This is a genomic window from Planococcus circulans, assembly GCF_020023385.1.
In the GTDB taxonomy this organism is placed as follows: Bacteria; Bacillota; Bacilli; order Bacillales_A; family Planococcaceae; genus Planococcus.
Genome location: NZ_JAIQCL010000015.1, coordinates 1 through 18,515 on the forward strand (window position 1 = coordinate 1; position 18,515 = coordinate 18,515).

Here is an 18,515-nt window from a genome sequence, read left to right on the forward strand (position 1 = left end):
TGTTGACGTTTTGCTGTTCAGTTTTCAAGGTTCAAGTTGTTCGTCGCACTCATTGGCGACTTTTCAATATTACCAGCTTCTATCACCGAAGTCAATAACTTTTTTCACCTTATTATTCTCCGCATCTTTTATTATGAAAAACGCGACAAGAAATAGTATAGCACCATATCAAAATAGATACAAGTACTTTTTTAAAAAATGCCGGTTTAGAGGTTCTTGACCTTTAAACCGGCGTTTTCTCAAGCATTCTTATTCTTTTGGCCGCATTTGCGGGAACAATAAAACATCTCGAATAGAGGAAGAATTCGTTAACAACATAATTAAACGGTCAATACCGATTCCTAATCCACCTGTTGGCGGTAATCCGTATTCTAACGCTTCTATAAAGTCTTCATCCATTTCATGGGCTTCGTCATTTCCTTCAGCCTTTTCAACCAACTGGGCTTCAAAACGCTGACGCTGATCAATTGGGTCGTTTAACTCTGTAAACGCATTAGCATGCTCACGGCGAACAATGAACAACTCAAATCGATCTGTGAACCGCTCATCTTCAGGGTTTTTCTTTGCTAAAGGAGAAATTTCAACTGGGTGTCCATAAATGAACGTTGGTTGAACTAATTGCTCTTCCACTCTCTGCTCAAAGAACTCATTTAAAATATGCCCTACTTCCATAGTAGGTTTTACATCAATATTGTGTTCTTTCGCCAAATCCTGGGCTTCTTCTTTTGTCATGCGCTTCCAGAAATCAACACCTGTATATTCCTTTACGGCGTCAACCATATGTAGTCGTTTCCAACCTACAGCTAGATCAATTTTATCTTCTTCATACTGAACAGTCGTTGTTCCAAGGACTTCTTGCGCAACATGTGCCACCAGGTTTTCAGTAAGTGCCATGATATCGTTGTAATCTGCATAAGCTTCATACAGTTCAAGCATAGTGAATTCAGGATTGTGACGTGTAGATATTCCTTCGTTGCGGAAAACACGGCCGATTTCATAAACCTTCTCGAGTCCACCTACAATTAGACGCTTCAAGTGAAGTTCAATTGCGATACGGATATACAATTCCATATCCAAAGCGTTATGGTGGGTAACAAACGGTTTTGCAGCCGCTCCCCCTGCAATAGAATGAAGCATTGGCGTTTCGACTTCTAAAAATCCAGCGTTATCCAAATATCGACGCATCGATTGAATGATGCGGCTTCTCAGTATGAAAGTCTCTTTGCTATCATCACTTGTCAGCAGATCTAAGTACCGCTGGCGGTAACGCTGTTCTATATCTTTTAAACCGTGGAACTTTTCAGGCAGCGGACGCAGTGCTTTCGTAAGAAACTCCACTTCTTTCGCTTTAATCGATAGTTCACCTACGTTTGTTTTAAAGACAGTCCCTTTAATACCCAGAATATCTCCTAAGTCGACCGTATTGTAAAATTCATAAGCTTCTTCACCGATTGCATCTTTGCGGACGTAGATTTGAATCTGGCCTTTAAGATCTTGAATGTGGGCAAAGCCCGCTTTCCCTTTTCCACGTTTGGTCATCACCCGTCCAGCGATGATTACTTCGTGCGGGGTTTCTTCAAGCTCTTCTTTAGAAAGCTCTCCGTACTGCTCGATGATTTCCTGCGATAGATGAGTACGTTCAAAGCGGCCGCCAAATGGATCCATTCCATGATCACGGAAATTCTGCATTTTTTGGCGTCTCACCAATAGTTGATCGTTTAATTCTTCTGACATGTCCTACACTCCTTTATCTATATAAACCAATCTCATTCATGTATTTCTCTATTGTACACAATTTCTTACCATACCACATAAAAAAGCTGCCACAAATTTGCGGCAACCTGTACTTAACAATGTGTATCTTGTAGAAACTCTTCTATACTGTTATAGGATTTCCATAAACGAACGCCCTCAGCTTCAAAAGTATCTGCAACTTCAAACCCCGGATTCACTTCCAGCAACGGAATAAGGACAAACGCTCGCTCATGCATTCTCGGATGCGGAACAGTAAGCCTTTCTGTTTCAAACTTATCTTGGTTATACAATAAAATATCGAGATCTATCGTCCTCGGCCCCCACCTGACAAGCCGCTTGCGCTGTAAACTCTCTTCGATTTCTTGGCAGATATCCAGTAATGCCAATGCTTCTAATTCCGTTTCAAGCTCAACGACCATATTCAGGAAAGGCTCCTGATCCGTATACCCCACTGGATCTGTTTCATAAAGCGAAGAGATGTGGATTACCTTGACGGCCGCGTGATTCGCTAATAGCGATACGGCCTGCTTCAGCATTTCAAAGCGATTTCCCATATTGGAACCAAGCGACAAATAACTTTGGTTCATGCGAAGTTACCTCGGGTCAGTTCGATCGCCACTGATTTATAATGGCCGGGAATCGGCGGATCCGGTTTGATTAGCTGAACACGGATGCCTTGAACCAATGAAAAATCAGAAAGAATACGGGCAGCCACGTTTTCTGCTACAGCCTCCACCAATTTTTTCGGCTCACCTTCGACGATCGACCGGCAGGCTTCATAGACTTCTCCATAATGCACAGTATGCTCCAAGGCATCAGTCTCTCCCGCCTTCTGTAAATCTACAGCCAGTGAAACCGTCAGGCGAAATCGTTGGCCAAGTTTCGTCTCTTCAGGGAATACCCCGTGGTAGCCATAGAACTCCATATCATTCACGTGAATAAAATCCATTATTTCTCCTCCTTGTATGGATGCTTGCCAGTTAGTGCATCCATCATCCGGACCGCACGCACTGTTTCCGTTACATCATGGACACGCACAACGTGGCATCCCTGATTGATGCCATAGCAAACGGTTGCCAACGAACCTTCCAGCCGTTCGTCGACAGAAACATCTAAAATTTTTCCAATGAACGATTTTCTTGAGGTACCCAGAAGAACTGGATAACCTAATTCCACCAACTGCCCGATCATTTGTATCGCTTCGAGATTTTGCGATACGGATTTAACGAATCCCACACCTGGGTCGAGCCAGATATTTTCTTTTTGCACACCGGCATCTAATGCAATTTGAATGCTTTCTCCCAGATCCCGCATGACGTCTTCCTGGAAATCTGAATATGACGTATCGTGACGGTTATGCATGAGGATAATCGGCACATTCCACTTAGCGGCTACTTCCGCAATCACCGGATCGTATTTAGCTCCCCAAATATCATTGATGATGTGGGCACCAGCAGCTATAGCTGCATCAGCTACCCGTGACTTGTAAGTATCAACGGAAATTAAAACATCAAACTGTTGCTTCAGCGCTTTGATGACAGGAACGATTCTCTCTATTTCTTCATCGTCTGTGATCTGTACATAGCCCGGACGTGTAGACTCACCTCCCACGTCGATAATATCCACACCATCCGCAATCATCTGCTGAGCATGGGTAAGTGCCTGCTCCAAGCTGCTGTATTTGCCTCCATCCGAAAAAGAATCCGGCGTGACATTCAATATGCCCATGACGAGCGTCTTCTCATTAAAATTGATTTTCATTCAGCGTCACCGTCCAAACTTTAACTAGCTATCTATTTCCTGGGAAATGAAAGCGCGCTTTCATCTTACCTTACTTGAGCTGTTTTTTTCCACAAGAAAAGAGCGGCCAGAGGGCACGCTCCTTTTTGCTGTTGCTGTTTAGTTGGACTCATCAAATTGATAAAGCGGTGTACTTAGGTAGCGTTCACCGTTGGATGGGATAATCGCCAAGACTTTTTTGCCTTTACCTAAACGTTTAGCAACCTGCAGAGCAGCGTAGATCGCGGCTCCTGAAGATACGCCGCCAAGAATCCCTTCTTCGCGTGCTGCCTGGCGTGCTGTTTCATACGATTGGTCATTTGTGACTTGAATAATCTCGTTATAAATCTCCGTGTTCAGCACAGCAGGCACAAATCCTGCTCCAATTCCCTGGATTTTATGGGGTCCCGGCTTACCGCCTGATAGAACCGCTGAATCAGTAGGTTCCACTGCAATGATTTGAATATCAGGATACTTCTCTTTCAATACTTGGCCAGCACCTGTAATCGTTCCGCCTGTGCCGATCCCCGAAATAAAGGCATCCAATTGGTCGCCCATTGTTTCAACGATCTCTGGACCTGTTGTCAACCGATGCACTTCAGGGTTTGCTTCGTTATTGAACTGCTGCGGCATAAACCAGCCGTTTTCAGCCGCTTTTTTCTCTGCGGTCTTGATGGCGCCGTTCGGGCCGTTCATTCCGTCTGCCCCTGGAGTCAAAATCAATTCCGCTCCGTAAGCACGCAATAAGTTGCGGCGTTCCATACTCATCGTTTCCGGCATAACCAAAACAGACTTATAGCCTTTGGCTGCTGCGATCATCGCCAGTCCGATTCCGGTATTCCCGCTTGTCGGTTCGATGATGGTATCGCCTTCTTTTAAATCTCCGGACTTTTCAGCCGCCTCGATCATGGCCAGTGCAATACGATCTTTGACACTGCTGCCAGGGTTGAAGTATTCCAATTTCAAATAGACTTCTGCATCCTCTGGTCCTGTTAACCGGTTTAATTTCACAATTGGTGTTTGTCCAATCAATTCAGTAATCGAATTTCCTACACGCGCCATTCTTCAACACTCCTAATCCCTAGTAAATTTGTCGACTTTAATAAAGCTAATGGTATCAATAAAACAGACAGTTTGTCAAATTGTATGAATTCATAAAAAATAGACGTTTCATGATGAAACGTCCAGTAAGAATCTATTCCCCGTAAAACCATTCCGCATCGAATTCCTGCCAGAAAGCTTCTGGAGTGACCGATTGCGGCAATTGTTCAAGCGCCAGCTCACGGTTGATGTGGCCCGCTACATCTTCAAAAGAAAATGTCTGGCCACCCACTTTTTCTGTGACAGAAATAATGGCGGTCCTGCCGTTTTCCAGTGCCAATGGAGATGACCATTCACCGACTTCCACTTTTGCGACCGTTTTAGCGATAGCGGGGTCAACACCCGGTTCGCCATTGGAAATATAACCGATGTCCCCACCCAGGTTGCCTGTCGCACTGTCGATGGAACGTTCACGTGCAGTCGCTTCGAATGAAGAGCCTTTTTCCAGCTCTGAAATTGTTTCTTCCGCTTCTGCTGCCGAGTTCAAGACAATCATGCGTGTCCGGTACGAATCTTTCACATCATATAATGATTGATTGTCATCGTAGAACTCTTTAATTTCACTTTCTTCGATGACAATATCTTTCGTCAGCACTTTTTCCAGAATCAACTGGGCTTTTATCTTTTCGCGTTGGCGTGTTTCATCCGCTGTGTATAATGCAGCCTCTGTACTGTCTTGAGAAGAACGCAGCATCGCCAACTCCAAATCAATCTCTTTATCGCTTACTTCGATTCCATAATCCTTCGCTGCTGTCGCCATTACTTTTTCATTGACCAATTCGAGCAGCGCTTCGCGGCCATGCTGTTCTTCCATGGCAGCCAACCACTCTTCCCGCGTGATGTCATCTCCGCTGACAGAAGCGACTTTTTCCGTGTTGCCTACGTCATTTGGAATCAGCCAGGCAATAAACCAGAGGAAGTTCGCCAGCAGTAAAATGCCGATGACCAGCAGCACCGGTTTGGTCTTCAAATGTCTTTTCGGCTTGCCTGTACCTGCCGGTGGCACAGGGCGCCGATTATTATGACTGGAGCTCATTGATAAACGACTCGAGTTCCTCTTTAGAATACTGATACGTTTCTAGACAAAAATGACATTGTGCTTCTGCCATCCCATCTTCATCGATCATGTCCTGAATTTCTTTTTCTCCAAGCCCTAAAATAGCTGTCGCAAAACGGTCTTTGGAACAGTTGCAGTCGAAATGTACCGGCATTTTATCAAGAATCTGGACGTTCCCTTCTCCAAGTACCACTTCAAGGATTTCTTCAGGCGACAGTCCGCGCTGAATCATTTTAGAGACAGGTTCGATAGTAGAAAGATGCTCTTCAATTTCCGTGATCGTCTCATCATCTGTATTCGGCATCAATTGAACAATAAAGCCGCCCGCCGCCAAAATTGAATTGTCGGTATCTACCAACACACCCAATCCGACTGAAGAAGGCACCTGTTCGGATACCGCAAAATAATAAGTGAAATCTTCAGCGATTTCACCTGAAACAATCGGTGTCTGGCCCGTAAAATTGTCGCGCATGCCAAGGTCTTTGACAACCGACATCATGCCATTCGTGCCGACTGCGCGGCTGACATCCAATTTTCCTTTTTCATTCAGATCAAAATGGGTTTGCGGATTGGAAACATAGCCACGGACGCCGCCTTTTGCGTTGCTGTCCACCAGTAAAGCACCGATGGGTCCGCCGCCTTCAAATTTAATCGTTACTTTATCGTCGCCTTTCAGCATAGCCCCAAGCATAACTCCGCCTGTCATGGCACGTCCTAATGCTGCCGAAGCGGTTGGCCACATCATATGACGGCGCTGCGCTTCTCCTACTGTTTTCGTGCTGTCTACTGCAAATGCACGGACACTTCCATTAAATCCAAGGCCGCGTACTAAATAATCTGACACATGTATCGTTCCTTTCTTTACGCTTGGTTGCGTTTGTAAATTAAATACAGTCCTTTTAATGTTAAAAAAGGATCTACATAATCGATGGCTGTCGATTCACCGGCAATCAAAGAAGCCATGCCACCGGTCGCAATGACTGTCGGCTTTTCCTTGCTCTGCTTTTTCATGCGGGCTACGATGCCTTCCGCCTGGCCGACATACCCATAGACAATTCCAGCCTGCATGGCGGAAATGGTATTTCTCCCGACCACTTGATCCGGTGTAGTGATTTCAATCCGCGGCAATTTGGAGGCACGGGCATAGAGTGCTTCTGTTGAAATATTGATCCCTGGAGCAATAGCTCCCCCCATGTATTGCTGCTTTTCATTAATATAACAGAAAGTATTGGCAGTGCCAAAGTCCACAATGATCAAAGGAGCACCGTATTCGTGAATCGCTGCGACCGCATTGACAATCCGGTCGGCACCCACTTCTCGGGGATTATCATATTTGATGTTGAGCCCGGTTTTGACGCCAGGTCCGACAATCATCGGCTTTAATTGAAAATACTTCTGGCACATCCGTTCCAGTGCAGACATGATCGGCGGTACCACCGAAGACATGATGATGCCGTCAATCGACGAGAAGCTTAGGTCCGCATCGTTCAGAAATGCTTTAATCTGCATCCCGTACTCATCTTCTGTTTTGTGGCGCAAAGTCTCCATGCGCCAATGATGTATTAACTGTTCCTGGCTATAGACGCCCAGAACAATATTCGTATTTCCAGCATCCAATACTAAGATCATGATTTGCCCTCACTTATTGACGAATTTCCAACACATCATACCATAATTCCGGAAAAGCAAAAAGCTGGTTGCCCATCCCTTTCAAAGGGAATGGGCAACCAGCTCATTATTCATTGTGCTTATTTGCGCTTTTCTTCAATCGGCTCTCCAACTGGAGTCGCTTCGCCTTCTTCTGATGGCAGGTCTCCCGTTGAAGGATCCGTTGCTGCTCCTACTGCATCCGGAACATCACTGTCTTTTTTCAAATCCACTGCGTCTTCATCTCCGAAATCACCGTTCAATGATTCATATGAACGTTCAGGCAGCGTTCCATGTTCTTTCAAGTGAAGAATCTGGGCAGCATCCAACGTTTCAACTTCAAGCAACGTATTTGCAATCAATTTTAGAAGGTTCTGGTTTTCAGTCAGAATCTCTTTCGTGCGAATATACTGCTCTTTGATGATGCGTTGAACTTCCTGATCGATTTCAAAGGCAATTGCATCGGAATAGTTTTGTTCTGAGTTAAAGTCGCGGCCTAGGAAAACATTTCCACCTTGTGCCGTACCGAATTGGACAGGTCCAATCTTGTCACTCATCCCGTATTCCGTTACCATGCTGCGGGCAATAGCCGTTGCACGTTGGAAATCGTTATGGGCGCCGGTCGATACTTCACCGAATGAAAGATCTTCAGCTACACGACCACCGAGTAATCCGGCAATCTTATCAAGCAATTCCGGTTTCGTCATAAAGTAGCGATCTTCTCTCGGAAGCATGACGGCATATCCGCCAGCTTGGCCGCGAGGAACGATGGTTACTTTATGGACAATATCTGCATCGTCCAATATCAAGCCGATGACGGTATGTCCTGATTCGTGGAATGCCACGATATTGCGTTCTTTTTTCGAAATGACGCGATTTTTCTTAGCGGGACCAGCGATAACGCGGTCTGATGCTTCGTCCAGATCGGACATGTCGATTTTGAGTTTACTACGACGGGCTGCAACAAGTGCCGCTTCGTTCAATAAGTTCTCTAAATCGGCGCCTGAGAATCCAGGTGTACGCTGAGCGATCGCTTTCAAGTCGACATTTTCATCAAGCGGTTTATTGCGGGCGTGAACTTTAAGGACTTCTTCACGGCCTTTAACATCCGGACGACCTACAGTAATCTGACGGTCAAAACGTCCTGGACGAAGCAAAGCCGGATCCAGAATATCCGGACGGTTCGTTGCTGCAATAATGATGACGCCTTCGTTTGCACCGAAACCATCCATCTCTACCAATAGTTGGTTCAATGTCTGTTCACGCTCATCGTGTCCACCGCCGAGGCCGGCGCCACGCTGGCGGCCGACTGCGTCAATTTCATCGATGAAAATGATACAAGGTGCATTTTTCTTAGCGTTTTCGAACAAATCACGAACTCGGGAAGCCCCGACACCAACGAACATCTCAACAAAATCAGAACCACTGATCGAGAAGAAAGGAACGCCAGCTTCTCCGGCAACAGCACGAGCCAAGAGGGTTTTACCGGTACCCGGAGGTCCGACAAGCAAAATCCCTTTTGGAATGCGGGCGCCGATATCTGCGAATCTGCGCGGATCTTTCAGGAAATCAACAACTTCTACAAGTTCCTGCTTCTCTTCATCTGCTCCAGCTACATCGCCAAAGCGGACTTTTTGTTTCTGGTCATCATACAGCTTCGCTTTACTTTTACCGAAGTTCATCACACGGCCGCCTCCGCCGCCTTGTGATTGGTTAAGTAAGAAGAAGAAAAGGATGAAGATGATGATGAATGGAATGATGCCAGTGAAAAATGAAACCCAGCCACTTGTTTGTGGAGCTTTCAAGAATTCAACCTGTACATCCTGTGAGCTGGCGACTTCATCGATTTGAGTCGTCAATGCTTCATTTTCAAGCGGAATGTTCGTTACAAAAGACTGGCCTTCTTCATAGCCTTCCATGATGCCTGTAACTTCATAAACCATTGCCTCTGGCTGGATGGTGACTTCTTCAATCTGTCCATTTTCCAACGCTGCCAAAAACTCGTTATATCCTATATTTTCAGTCGGCTGGTTGCTATTGTTGAAGGTTCCCAGAATCCCGATAATAACTAGGAAAATCAGTAAATAAAATATGGTGTATCGAAATATCCGATTCATCCCGCGCCTCCTCATAAAGTTTCCCTAAAACTATACTAAATACTACCATAGGAACATTTAAGCATACAACGAAAAGACCTTATTCCCGCTGTTAAATCCAAAGACTGTGAACGAACCTTGACTATTCTTCTTCTCCACTGTAAACCGAAGGCTTCAGAATGCCGATATACGGCAAATTCCGGTATTTTTCTGCGTAATCCAAACCGTAGCCTACTACAAATGCATCCGGCACGATAAAACCAACATAATCAGCTTTCAAGTCGACTTTCCGTCCCGTCGGCTTGTCCAGCAACGTAACAATCTTGATCGATTTTGCTTTCCGGTATTTGAAAAGGTCCACTAGATAGCTAAGCGTCATTCCACTGTCAATAATGTCTTCGATGATCAGGAGATCGCGCCCTTCAACACTGGCGTTCAAATCTTTGACGATCTTCACTTCGCCAGAAGAAACGGTGGCATTGCCGTAGCTTGAGACATCCATGAAATCCATTTCGACAAAGCCGTCAATGCGTTTCATCAAATCCCCCATAAAAGGCATCGCGCCTTTTAATACACCGATAGCCAGAGGGTATTTGCCTTTGTAATCCTCTGTCAATACTGCTCCTAATTCGCGAGCTTTTTCTTGCAATTGTTCTTCACTGATCAACACTTCTTTAATATCGTTCTGTAACATGGTGGACCTCCTAGTAATCCTTCTTTTACACGCTATACATATTGTTCAATTAGTACCCAATTGTCTCCGTCGCGTTTTTGTCTGCTGACCTTGGCGGATGGGCGTAAGCCTGGCACTAATAAAAGTTCGTTTTTGTCAGTGGTGATGACAGGCCAACTTTCTCTCATAGGCACAGGAATCTTTTCATCAATCATCAAGCGCGCCAATTTCTTCGGGCGATCCATTCCGGCAAGCTGAATCCGGTCACCCGGTTTTCTGCTCCTTAAAAAGAGCTGGGAATCTTCCGGGGCATGGAAATGCCAAACTGTAGAATTGTCATTTTCCCCCACTTTTTCAAAAGGCACCGCCCTGTAACGGCAACCCCGATAAACCGGCGTCCAGTCAGCAGTAACGCTGATAGCCTCTGGCGCAGTCTGTTGTTCCAGTGGTTGGCGATTGAGAAAAACCGTGTCATATTGGCGGGTCGCTACATAATTTTGCGGCAAATGTAAAAAAACAGTACCCGATGAACTTTGCATCATTTCTTGCATTTGTTCGACCAGCTGCCTTGTTACGGGAATTTGCTTGGGATCATATAGATAGTTTAATAGTAGTAGAACCATTCTTTTTTGTAAAGCATGCGCCTCAAGTCTGAAACTTTTGGCAGACAAAACAATTCCCTCTTCTGTCGTTTGGATCAACTGCTGTAATTTTTTCTCGGCAAGCTCCTGCAGAAACTGTTGATCCTGTTGCATATCTTCCGCCAGTTCAACGAAGTTTTGGGAGACATTGCTGCTCTCTTCTTTAAGAAGCGGCAGAACGCGTTGGCGGATCCGATTTCGTGTGTAGGCGGGCTCTGCATTACTGGAATCTTCCCGGTGAGGAATCTCATGCACCTCTGCATATGCTGTAATCTGCTCCTTATCCACTGCCAATTGGGGCCGTATCAGTAATCCGGTACCAAATGGCCGGCGAGCGGATATGCCGAATGAACCGTCTTGAAGACTGCCTCTCAACCCTGACATAAGGATAGTCTCAAGTTGATCATCCGCGTGATGGGCTGTGGCAAATTTAGCTGCGCCTGTCTTTTCCATTATTTCGAGAAAATAAGCATACCGTTCCGTGCGGCAAAGCTGCTGCTTGTTGCCTCCCTTTTCCTGCCAGATTTCAGGAATCGGAATCGCCCGGCTAAAACATTCCACTCCCCACTCACCAGCTGTCATTTCCATAAACAGTCGATCCTGCCGCGACTCTTCGCCACGCAGCATGTGATCTACATGGACTGCCGCAACTGAAATGCCCAGTTCATCTTTTAACGAATTCAAGAAATGGAGCAATACCATGGAATCGATGCCTCCCGAACAGCCAACCAATACCCGGTCTCCTGCCTGGAGCAATTCCTGCTTCCGGATATGCCTCATCATCAGCTCCTGAAAGCTCTTCATTTTTCCACCCCACTTGCCTATGCCTTCTTTCTTAATACACTTAGAAGGACAGGATAAAAATTATTTTCAATTAGCAATTGACAGACGTACCTTTCAATAGTATGCTATTAAATGTTCGTTTAAACAAGGCGGCGTAGCTCAGCTGGCTAGAGCGTACGGTTCATACCCGTGAGGTCGGGGGTTCGATCCCCTCTGCCGCCATTATTCTTCAACTGAAAAGCTCGACTTAAAAGCAGCGTCCTTCATTGGGCGCTGCTTTTTTTGTCTGAATGGACATGCTTGGCCAAACCGGCCAAATGTGATAAAAAAAACGCTTCCCATGTGAGAAGCGTTTCAATATAGATTTCCAGCTGTGTTGAAGCATTTCCCTATACTATTAAAACAGCTAGCAAGTTAGCCTCTTTTTGCTCCTCTGCCGCCGCGCTTCGATTCAGTAGCGCGTTTTAAGGTCGTCATGTTTTCTTCGCTGTCTTTTAAGAACTTCGCCATTTTCGTTTCAAAGTTCTCTTTTGGAGCGCGATCAAATGAACGATTGCTGCTTGGGCGTGGTCGTTGTGGTCGTTCTGTGCCGCCGGGTGGTTGTGGTTTCGCTTTACGAATGGAAAGGCCGATTTTACCGTCTGCTTCTACATTCATAACTTTAACTTCTACCATTTCGCCAACTTTAAGATGATCATTGATATCTTTAACGTAGTTGTCGGCGACTTCACTTATATGCACGAGGCCTGTTGCACCAGTTGGAAGCTGAACAAATGCTCCAAAGTTTGTAATACCTGTGACTTTACCTTCTAACTTGCTGCCTACTTCAATCGACATAAAAAAAATGCTCCTCCTTAAAAATTAAGATGACTCCAAAATTCAGGGCCATGCTGTCATTTTGCGGGACTTGTCCCACTTTTTATTATAACCATCAAAAAAAGAGTGTCAACCGACTACTCTTCTTCTGATGGTTTTTCTTCATCTTTTTTTTCATCATGTGGTGTCGTAAAAATAATTTCTCCTTCGTCTGAAAGAAAGTAATCTTTGCGCGCTAATTTAGCTAAGTATTCTTCATCGTTCAATAACAGGATCTGCTCTTCCAGCTGGCTTTGCTGCTTTTCAACTTCTTCAAGCTTTAGCAACGCCTCTTCACGGAGCTCTTCTTTTTCAGAAATTGTCTGTGTTTGTGCATAAATGGTCGAACCTACCCAAATGGTGGCCATCAGAACCAGCACCCCGAATACTGTCAGCCTTCTGAATAACCGGATGCGATGCGCTTTTTTGCGCGCCCCTTCCATTTCGACCGAACGGACATAGTCATTGCGAATCGAGGTGACTTCTCGCGTTTCCGCCTTTGGATCTCTCTTCAAACTCATGACCCGCTCCCCTTCCATACTAACTTTGTCATTATTATACATGAAAACCCTTGATATTATAAGCTTTTTGAATAATTTTCCCTATTTTCACTCCATTCCTTTAAACAGGGAGTAGAACACTTTACCTTTTATTAATAAAAATACTGTTGACTTAATTTTTATACAGTCTTATAATACTAATCATTATCTTTTATCGAATGTTACCGTCGTTTTTTAGAATTAATTGCAAGAAAGAGCTTATATATATACAAAATTAATGAATAAAATTGGAGTGAAGAAAATGACAGGTTTATTGACTTTATCAAATGGAAAAGCATTCAAAGGCCAGTGGCACGGTAAAGCTTCCGCCATTCAAGGAGAAATCGTCTTTTTCACGGGCATGACCGGCTATGAAGAAGTTTTGACGGACCCCTCTTATAAAGGGCAGATTATCGTATTCTCTTACCCGCTTATCGGCCAATACGGAATCCAGTCCCTTTATGCACAATCCGATCAGATCCAGACTGCCGGCATCATTGTGGCGGGATTGTATGAAGGGCCGCTCGGCAAAGATGCCATTTCACTTGCGGAGTTTGCAGACAAACACAGCATCCCCATCTTAAGTGGCGCAGATACACGTTCAATCATTCAGAACGTCCGCGAATCCGGAACAATGCAATCGCAGCTGGTCCACACCTCTCTCCCGGAATTAGCCTGGGAACCCGTACAGACCTATTTCTTTCCAGCCACAACCAGTGCTGAAGAAATTCAGACTCTTGGATCTGGCTCTACTCATATCGGCTTGATCGATTTCCATCATAAATCCTCCATTTTAAAAGAATTGCTCGAATTGGATTGCAAAGTCAGCATCGTCCCTTATGCAACACCGACAGAAAAACTGGATTCACTGGGATTGGATGGCCTTCTTTTTTCAAACGGCCCCGGAGATCCGGCAGCTCTACAACATTTGTTTCCTACATACCGGGATTGGGCTGAACGCTATCCGAGCTTCGGCATCTGTCTCGGCCACCAGGTATTGGCTTCGGCATTTGGCGCAAAAACGACCAAGCTTGCATATGGCCACCGCGGAGCTAACCATCCCGTGATGAACCTGCAGACAAAACGGGTCAGCATGAGCTCCCAGAACCATAGTTATGTGGTCGAGAGCGCCAGCCTGAAGGATACACCGTTTTCCGTGCTCTACGAAAACGTCAATGATGGCAGTATTGAAGGCTTGGTCCACGATACCCTGCCACTGACCACAGTCCAGTTCCATCCGGAAGCAGCACCAGGTCCGGCTGACCACCTTGAACTGTTCCAACAGTTTCTGGCCATGACACAGCAAAAAGAGAGAGTGAAAATACATGCCTAAGCAAGAGCAAATAAAAAAAGTACTGGTCATCGGGTCAGGAGCCATTGTCATCGGCCAGGCAGCAGAATTCGATTATTCGGGAACACAGGCATGCTTGGCTTTAAAAGAAGAAGGCATCCATGTCATTCTGATCAACAATAATCCAGCGACCATCATGACCGATAAATCCGTTTCCGATCAAGTGTATTTTGAACCCCTAACCTTGGAAAGCGCTACGGCCATCATCGAAAAAGAACGCCCAGATGGCTTGTTGGCGACAGTCGGCGGACAAACCGGACTGAACCTGGCCATGGCTTTATCCGATGCCGGCATTTTGACGAAATACGGTGTCACATTGCTCGGCACGGATATGAAAGCCATCAAACAAGCGGAAGACCGCGAGCAGTTCCGCGCCCTGATGAATGAGTTGAGCGAACCGGTCCCGGACAGCGACATCATTTACTCGATCGAAGGAGCTTTGGAGTTTGCCGCTTCAGCGGGTTATCCCCTCATCGTGCGCCCTGCCTATACGCTTGGCGGCTTTGGCGGCGGGATTGCCGAAGATGAAAAAACCTACATTAAGCTGGTGAAGCAAGGATTGAGCGCCAGCCCCATCAAGCAATGCCTTGTTGAAATCAGCATTGCCGGCTACAAGGAAATTGAGTACGAAGTTATGCGCGATGCAGATGGAACCTGCATCACCATCTGCAATATGGAAAACTTAGACCCTGTCGGCGTACATACCGGCGACTCGATTGTCGTCGCGCCAAGCCAAACTTTAAATGATAAAGATTTCCATATGCTGCGCAGCTCTTCGATCCATATCATCGAAGCACTTGGCATTATCGGCGCCTGCAATGTGCAGTTCGCCTTGCATCCGGAAACTTCGGCTTATTATTTGATTGAAGTCAATCCGCGCGTCAGCCGTTCTTCGGCGCTTGCTTCAAAAGCGACAGGTTACCCAATTGCCAAGATTGCCGCTAAGTTAGCGATCGGCTATAAATTGGCTGAATTGAAAAATCCCGTCACCGGCACTACGTTTGCCAGCTTTGAACCGGCGTTGGATTATGTGGCTGTTAAAATTCCGCGCTGGCCATTCGATCAATTCCCACAGGCAGAGCGCAAACTCGGCACACAGATGAAAGCGACCGGTGAAGTCATGGCGATTGAACGCCGCATGGAAGCCGCGCTGCAAAAAGCGATCCGCTCACTTGAACTGCCGATTGACGGTTTCCGTCTCAAGGCACTTGCTGGTTTTTCTACAGAAGATTTATGCCAATTGGCGATTGAAGCCGATGACCGCCGGTTGTTTGTTCTGTTTGAACTGCTGGTACGCGGCAAGTCAATTGAATTTCTTCACAATATTACGGGCATCACTCCTTATTTCTTATCAGCAATGGCCAACATCGTTGCCGAATGGAAAGAACTGCAGCAACTGGACTGGAACAATATGACCCGCTCCCGCCTGCTGCAGGCCAAGACGCTTGGCTTCAGCGATCAGCAATTGGCTGATCTTTGGAATGTCACCTGCCCTGAAATTTGGGGACAGCGCCGCATCTGGCAAGTAACGCCTGCTTATCGCATGATCGATACATGCGCGGCTGAATTCCGCTCGGATACCAATTATTTTTATTCTACGTGGCAAGGTTCTTCCGATGTCAGCCGTTCTCACCATAAGAAAAAAGTGGCGGTTGTGGGATCCGGTCCAATCCGGATCGGCCAGGGCATCGAGTTCGATTATTGCTGTGTACACAGTGTCATGGCCGCACAGAAACTCGGTTATGAAGCCATCATGATCAACAACAACCCTGAGACTGTCAGCACCGATTACGAAGTTGCAGATGCGCTGTATTTCGAGCCAATGACACCGGAAGACATTCTGAATGTCCTGGATTTTGAAGGCATCAACCAAGTCATTCTCCAGTTCGGCGGACAAACTTCGCTGAATGTTGCAGCTGCGCTTCAAGAAGCGGGCATCACGGTTCTTGGGTCGACAGTGGATCTGTTGGATCAAATGGAAGACCGCGACCGCTTTTATGCTTTCCTGGAATCGATCGGCTTGCCGACCATTCCCGGAAAAACAGCGAGTGAACCATCCGCTGTTATTCCGGCAGCCCGTTCACTCGGCTTCCCGGTGCTCTTGCGGCCATCTTATGTTATCGGCGGACGCGGCATGATTGTGCTGCATAACGAAGCGGAGCTCAGCGACTGGCTGCAGCAGACGACAATGGCGTTCCCTGTACTGGTCGACCATTTTGTCACCGGCAAAGAAGTAGAGGCCGATATTCTGACCGACGGCGAACATGTCTGGGTCTCCGCCATTTTCGAGCATGTTGAAGGAACCGGCGTCCACTCCGGCGACAGCATCTCCATTACGCCGCCCGTTTCATTATCGGAACAGGCTTTGCAGGAACTTTCAAAAACTGCGAAACACATCGCCAGAAACATGGATTATACTGGCTTGTTCAATATTCAATTCGTGTATGAAGGCGATCAATTATTCGTCATGGAAATCAATCCGCGGGCATCGCGAACAGCACCAATCAGCTCGAAAGTGACCGATGTGCCGCTTGTGCAGCACGCCACGGCTTTATTGCTGGGAGTGCCTTTTGAAGAACTTAACATTGAAGAAACTTATAATGGACAGCCGGAATATACAGTTAAAGCACCGGTTTTCTCCCATATTAAGTTGCCTGGACTGTCCCCTGTCCTGTCTCCTGAAATGATGTCGACAGGCGAAGTGATCGGCTCTAGTCCTGATCTTGCTGCCGCATTGGCGAAAGCTCTCAGCGGCGCTTCTGTCCAATTGGCTGACCTGGCTACCGGCGGCACCTTGTTTGTCGCGGAAAGTTCAATCGGCCAAGTGGACAGCGCTTCATGGGACGCATGCGGTTTCAACATTGTCACCGAGTCCATTATTCCATTCGAGGAATGGCTGAAAACAGATGATAAAAAAGCCTATATCGACTTTGCTCCTGACCCGGAAAGCACCAACGCGAAGCAAGCTGCCATTCACCGTCTCCATGTCTGGACACGCCCTGAAACAGCAGCTGCTTTCAACGGAACTTATTCAACCATTACCGCATTATCGAAAGGAGTGCTTGCAAAATGACAATGGCGATCCCGTTTGCCCCATCGATTATCCAAGAGGACTTTCTGTCCCTGAAAGATTACAGCACAGATGAAATTATGGATTTGCTGAATTTGGCAATAGAACTGAAAAAGCCTGAAAATAAATACCTGCCGCTTTTAAAAGGTAAAGTATTGGGCATGATTTTCGAAAAGTCATCTACCCGCACACGTGTTTCATTCGAAGCGGGAATGCTTCAGCTTGGCGGCAACGCCATGTTCTTGAGCTCCCAGGATACACAAATCGGTCGAGGAGAAACCATTCCCGATACCGCGCGCGTGTTGTCAGGTTACTTGGACGGCCTGATGATCCGCACATTCCATCAATCCGTCGTTCAGGAACTGGCAGACTTCAGTTCCATTCCGGTCATCAACGGATTGACCGATGATTATCACCCTTGCCAGGTGCTGGCAGATCTGATGACCATCCTCGAGCATTTCGGGACATTGAAAGGCAAGAAAATGGCGTATATCGGAGACGGCAACAATATGGCCAACTCCTTGATGATCGGTGCCGCTAAAGTCGGCATGAACATCAGTGTCGCCTCTCCTGCCGCTTATGCACCTACCGCGGAAATGGTGGCACTTGCAAAAGACATCGCACAATATACCGGATCGAACATCGAGATCACCGAAAGCCCGGAACAAGCAGTTGCCGGAAGTGACGTCATCTATACGGATGTCTGGGCAAGCATGGGGCAAGAACAGGAAACCATTGAACGCCTGCAGCATTTCCAAGGCTTCCAAGTGAACGAAGAGCTCGTCAAGCACGCCAATGAAGATTATATCTTCATGCACTGCCTGCCTGCCCATCGTGAAGAGGAAGTGACGACTGCTATTTTGGAAGGCCCGAATTCGGTGATTTTCCAGGAAGCTGAAAATCGTCTGCACGCACAAAAAGCAGTACTCGTCGCACTGATGGGCGACAAATAGACAACAATGAAAAAGTCTTCATACTACATTTCGCTCTAGGCGGACGCGTTCCACGGGCACGGCTTCTGCCGCTTCCCTCGCGCTGCTCAGTCCAGTGGCTCCAGCTCGTGCTGCTCCCGTAGGAAGCGAGTCGGGCTTTGCCTGGCTCGTTTGCGACGAAGCTAGCGAAGCGATGCAGTATCACATCATTGCCCTTCCCCGCCATCCGATAAATT

At 46.6% G+C, this 18,515-nt stretch carries 16 protein-coding genes and 1 tRNA gene; 4 read left to right on the forward strand and 13 right to left on the reverse strand.

Going from position 1 to position 18,515, the window contains the following annotated elements; translation table 11 throughout:
• Window positions 1-249: 249 nt before the first annotated feature.
• The 11 genes from lysS to tilS all read right to left on the reverse strand — a co-directional run bounded on the left by lysS (window position 250) and on the right by tilS (window position 11,553).
• On the reverse strand, window positions 250-1,734 hold the full coding sequence (lysS, locus tag K8U60_RS17745) for a lysine--tRNA ligase (RefSeq protein ID WP_223643222.1): 1,485 nt from the start codon (window positions 1,732-1,734) through the stop codon (window positions 250-252).
• 113 nt (window positions 1,735-1,847) lie between these two features.
• Window positions 1,848-2,342 carry a 2-amino-4-hydroxy-6-hydroxymethyldihydropteridine diphosphokinase gene (folK, locus tag K8U60_RS17750; protein ID WP_223643224.1) on the reverse strand — a complete coding sequence of 165 codons (495 nt, stop codon included), beginning with the start codon at window positions 2,340-2,342 and terminating at the stop codon, window positions 1,848-1,850.
• On the reverse strand, window positions 2,339-2,704 hold the full coding sequence (gene folB / locus K8U60_RS17755) for a dihydroneopterin aldolase (protein ID WP_223643226.1): 366 nt from the start codon (window positions 2,702-2,704) through the stop codon (window positions 2,339-2,341). The genes folK and folB overlap by 4 nt, the downstream gene beginning before the upstream one ends.
• Window positions 2,704-3,516: a dihydropteroate synthase gene (folP, locus tag K8U60_RS17760; RefSeq protein WP_223643228.1), complete on the reverse strand. Its 813-nt coding sequence runs from the start codon at window positions 3,514-3,516 to the stop codon at window positions 2,704-2,706. The genes folB and folP overlap by 1 nt, the downstream gene beginning before the upstream one ends.
• Before the next feature lie 138 nt (window positions 3,517-3,654).
• Window positions 3,655-4,596, reverse strand: a complete 942-nt coding sequence (gene cysK / locus K8U60_RS17765) for a cysteine synthase A (protein WP_223643230.1) — start codon at window positions 4,594-4,596, stop codon at window positions 3,655-3,657.
• 133 nt (window positions 4,597-4,729) lie between these two features.
• A complete protein-coding gene (locus K8U60_RS17770; RefSeq protein ID WP_223643232.1) occupies window positions 4,730-5,671 on the reverse strand; it encodes a peptidyl-prolyl cis-trans isomerase in 942 nt (313 codons plus the stop codon).
• A complete protein-coding gene (hslO, locus tag K8U60_RS17775; protein ID WP_223643234.1) occupies window positions 5,655-6,536 on the reverse strand; it encodes an Hsp33 family molecular chaperone HslO in 882 nt (293 codons plus the stop codon). Before hslO ends, K8U60_RS17770 begins: the two co-directional genes overlap by 17 nt.
• Before the next feature lie 17 nt (window positions 6,537-6,553).
• Entirely contained in the window at window positions 6,554-7,321 is a 768-nt protein-coding gene (locus tag K8U60_RS17780) for a type III pantothenate kinase (protein ID WP_223643236.1), read from the reverse strand.
• 119 nt (window positions 7,322-7,440) lie between these two features.
• Entirely contained in the window at window positions 7,441-9,456 is a 2,016-nt protein-coding gene (ftsH, locus tag K8U60_RS17785; protein ID WP_223643238.1) for an ATP-dependent zinc metalloprotease FtsH, read from the reverse strand.
• A gap of 121 nt (window positions 9,457-9,577) precedes the next feature.
• Window positions 9,578-10,129 (reverse strand): hypoxanthine phosphoribosyltransferase, encoded by a 552-nt coding sequence (hpt, locus tag K8U60_RS17790; RefSeq protein ID WP_223643240.1) that lies wholly within the window; start codon window positions 10,127-10,129, stop codon window positions 9,578-9,580.
• A gap of 32 nt (window positions 10,130-10,161) precedes the next feature.
• Window positions 10,162-11,553 (reverse strand): tRNA lysidine(34) synthetase TilS, encoded by a 1,392-nt coding sequence (tilS, locus tag K8U60_RS17795; protein WP_223643242.1) that lies wholly within the window; start codon window positions 11,551-11,553, stop codon window positions 10,162-10,164.
• A 127-nt stretch (window positions 11,554-11,680) separates the two neighbouring features.
• Between tilS and K8U60_RS17800 the strand changes: the two genes are divergently transcribed.
• Window positions 11,681-11,754, forward strand: a tRNA-Met gene (locus K8U60_RS17800).
• Window positions 11,755-11,946: 192 nt separating this feature from the next.
• Here K8U60_RS17800 and K8U60_RS17805 read toward each other — a convergent pair.
• Together K8U60_RS17805 and K8U60_RS17810 are read right to left on the reverse strand one after the other, a co-directional pair.
• Complete coding sequence (locus tag K8U60_RS17805) at window positions 11,947-12,369, reverse strand: S1 domain-containing RNA-binding protein (RefSeq protein WP_223643244.1); 423 nt, start codon at window positions 12,367-12,369, stop codon at window positions 11,947-11,949.
• Between the two features lie 116 nt (window positions 12,370-12,485).
• Window positions 12,486-12,908 (reverse strand): FtsB family cell division protein, encoded by a 423-nt coding sequence (locus tag K8U60_RS17810; protein WP_223643246.1) that lies wholly within the window; start codon window positions 12,906-12,908, stop codon window positions 12,486-12,488.
• Window positions 12,909-13,188: 280 nt separating this feature from the next.
• Here K8U60_RS17810 and K8U60_RS17815 point away from each other — a divergent pair, with 280 nt between their 5' ends.
• Genes K8U60_RS17815 through argF form a run of 3 tightly spaced genes read left to right on the forward strand, consistent with a single transcriptional unit; the run spans window position 13,189 to window position 18,300 of the window.
• Window positions 13,189-14,259 carry a carbamoyl phosphate synthase small subunit gene (locus K8U60_RS17815; RefSeq protein ID WP_223643248.1) on the forward strand — a complete coding sequence of 357 codons (1,071 nt, stop codon included), beginning with the start codon at window positions 13,189-13,191 and terminating at the stop codon, window positions 14,257-14,259.
• Window positions 14,252-17,350 (forward strand): carbamoyl phosphate synthase large subunit, encoded by a 3,099-nt coding sequence (locus K8U60_RS17820; RefSeq protein WP_223643250.1) that lies wholly within the window; start codon window positions 14,252-14,254, stop codon window positions 17,348-17,350. Before K8U60_RS17815 ends, K8U60_RS17820 begins: the two co-directional genes overlap by 8 nt.
• The gene (gene argF, locus K8U60_RS17825) at window positions 17,347-18,300 is read left to right on the forward strand and encodes an ornithine carbamoyltransferase (RefSeq protein ID WP_223643252.1); all 954 of its coding nucleotides are present in this window, start codon (window positions 17,347-17,349) and stop codon (window positions 18,298-18,300) included. Before K8U60_RS17820 ends, argF begins: the two co-directional genes overlap by 4 nt.
• Window positions 18,301-18,515 lie beyond the last annotated feature (215 nt).

Bases quoted from the DNA above. Each gene is read 5' to 3' on its own strand.
- lysS (WP_223643222.1), bottom strand. From the start codon at position 1,734: ATGTCAGAAGAATTAAACGATCAACTATTGGTGAGACGCCAAAAAATG.
- folK (WP_223643224.1), bottom strand. From the start codon at position 2,342: ATGAACCAAAGTTATTTGTCGCTTGGTTCCAATATGGGAAATCGCTTT.
- folB (WP_223643226.1), bottom strand. From the start codon at position 2,704: ATGGATTTTATTCACGTGAATGATATGGAGTTCTATGGCTACCACGGG.
- folP (WP_223643228.1), bottom strand. From the start codon at position 3,516: ATGAAAATCAATTTTAATGAGAAGACGCTCGTCATGGGCATATTGAAT.
- cysK (WP_223643230.1), bottom strand. From the start codon at position 4,596: ATGGCGCGTGTAGGAAATTCGATTACTGAATTGATTGGACAAACACCA.
- K8U60_RS17770 (WP_223643232.1), bottom strand. From the start codon at position 5,671: ATGAGCTCCAGTCATAATAATCGGCGCCCTGTGCCACCGGCAGGTACA.
- K8U60_RS17780 (WP_223643236.1), bottom strand. From the start codon at position 7,321: ATGATCTTAGTATTGGATGCTGGAAATACGAATATTGTTCTGGGCGTC.
- ftsH (WP_223643238.1), bottom strand. From the start codon at position 9,456: ATGAATCGGATATTTCGATACACCATATTTTATTTACTGATTTTCCTA.
- hpt (WP_223643240.1), bottom strand. From the start codon at position 10,129: ATGTTACAGAACGATATTAAAGAAGTGTTGATCAGTGAAGAACAATTG.
- tilS (WP_223643242.1), bottom strand. From the start codon at position 11,553: ATGAAGAGCTTTCAGGAGCTGATGATGAGGCATATCCGGAAGCAGGAA.
- K8U60_RS17805 (WP_223643244.1), bottom strand. From the start codon at position 12,369: ATGTCGATTGAAGTAGGCAGCAAGTTAGAAGGTAAAGTCACAGGTATT.
- K8U60_RS17810 (WP_223643246.1), bottom strand. From the start codon at position 12,908: ATGAGTTTGAAGAGAGATCCAAAGGCGGAAACGCGAGAAGTCACCTCG.
- K8U60_RS17815 (WP_223643248.1), top strand. From the start codon at position 13,189: ATGACAGGTTTATTGACTTTATCAAATGGAAAAGCATTCAAAGGCCAG.
- K8U60_RS17820 (WP_223643250.1), top strand. From the start codon at position 14,252: ATGCCTAAGCAAGAGCAAATAAAAAAAGTACTGGTCATCGGGTCAGGA.
- argF (WP_223643252.1), top strand. From the start codon at position 17,347: ATGACAATGGCGATCCCGTTTGCCCCATCGATTATCCAAGAGGACTTT.